Genomic DNA, 1,419 nt, shown 5'->3' with positions numbered 1-1,419 from the left:
GCCCTGGAGCGGCTTCAGTTCATTCCTTTTGTCTTCCTCTCCGGTTTGCTCGCACCCCTGTCGGCGTTCCCGCCGGAGGTGCGGGCCTTTGCCCAGTGGACGCCCTTCCCTTATCTGATCGACTTTCCGGCTCGGGTGCTGGCCGGACAGCCGGTGGACCTGATGGCCGGCTTCGGGGCGCAGCTGGTTTGGATCGCCCTGTTGTTGCCGCTGGTGTTACTGCTCTGGCGGGCTGGCGTGCGCCGTTACAGCGCCATGGGGGCCTGATGCGGCGGTACTGGCTCACGCTGCGGCGTTTCTGGGGCACGGCCGTCGCGGTGCAGCTGGAGTATCAAGCCAATGTGCTGATTGAGCTGCTGGCGGTGGCCATGAGTCTCAGCGGCAGTCTGTTTTTGCTCTCGTTGTTCTATGGCCCTGATCAGACCCTGGGGGGCTGGAGCTGGGCCCAGGCCCTGATGGTGCAGGGGCTCTACACCGTGTTCGATGGCATGGCCACCACCTGGCTGCGTCCAAACCTCGGTGCGATCGTCACCCATGTGCGCGAGGGCACCTTGGATTTTGTGCTGCTCAAGCCGATCGACAGCCAGTTCTGGCTGTCGATGCGCACGATTTCTCCGGCGGGGCTCCCGGAGATCGGTCTTGGGGTGGCGCTCTTGATCTGGGGCAGCCTGCAGGCAGGGGTTGTGCTCAGTCTGCCTGCACTGCTGACCGTATTGGTGATGGTGTTGGCCGGAGGCGTGATCTTGTATTCCATGTGGTTCCTGATTGCCGCCACCAGCATTTGGTTTGTCAAAACCTGGAATGCCACCGAGGTGCTTCGGGCTGTGTTGGCTGCGGGGCGCTATCCACTCAGTGCCTATCCAGCCACGCTGCGGTTGCTGTTCACGTTTGTGCTGCCAGTGGCCTTTCTCACCACGGTTCCGGCGGAGCTATTGCTGGGTCGGGTTGCAGCACCGATGCTGTTGTTGGGTTTGGCTCTCGCTGGGGGCTTCTTCGTTTCGGCGCGGACGTTCTGGTTGTTTGCTTTGCGTCACTACACCTCTGCCTCGAGTTGAGATGCCTGATTGGTCCCATTGGCTGGATCTTGTTTTGCCGTTTCTGCGCTCTCCCTTGGGAGCGGTGGTGTTTATTCCGGTGTATGCCCTTTGGGTCACGCTGCTTCTCCCCGGGATTTGGGCCTCAATGCTTGCGGGGGTGCTCTATGGCACTTGGTGGGGGAGCTTGATTGTGTTTATAGGTGCCTGCTTGGGGGCCGAAGCTGCCTTCCTCATCGGGCGCCATTGGTTACGGGATTGGACGAGTGCTCGTCTGGAGCGCTTTCCCAAGCTTCAGGCGATTGAAAAAGGGGTGAGTCGCGAGGGGCTCAAATTGGTGATGCTGACGCGGTTGTCGCCGGCGTTTCCCTTCTCATTGCTGAAC

Annotated in this window: 3 protein-coding genes; all 3 read left to right on the top strand. The window is 61.0% G+C overall.

Annotation, left to right across the window (positions count from 1 at the left end):
- Positions 1–267, top strand: a 267-nt coding sequence (locus tag WH5701_RS00470) for an ABC-2 family transporter protein (RefSeq protein WP_006169831.1), incomplete at its 5' end; no start/stop codon positions are given.
- Complete coding sequence (locus WH5701_RS00465; protein ID WP_006169830.1) at positions 267–1,055, top strand: ABC transporter permease; 789 nt, start codon at positions 267–269, stop codon at positions 1,053–1,055. The genes WH5701_RS00470 and WH5701_RS00465, both read left to right, overlap by 1 nt.
- A 1-nt stretch (position 1,056) precedes the next feature.
- Positions 1,057–1,419, top strand: a 363-nt coding sequence (locus WH5701_RS00460; protein WP_037979167.1) for a TVP38/TMEM64 family protein, incomplete at its 3' end; no start/stop codon positions are given.

The sequence above is a fragment of the Synechococcus sp. WH 5701 genome (assembly GCF_000153045.1).
Lineage (GTDB): Bacteria > Cyanobacteriota > Cyanobacteriia > PCC-6307 > Cyanobiaceae > Regnicoccus_A > Regnicoccus_A antarcticus.
This window is presented reverse-complemented; position numbering and strand designations above follow the sequence as displayed.

What these genes read in the sequence shown, in the direction of transcription:
- WH5701_RS00465 (WP_006169830.1), top strand. Translation starts at nt 267, where the DNA reads ATGCGGCGGTACTGGCTCACGCTGCGGCGTTTCTGGGGCACGGCCGTC.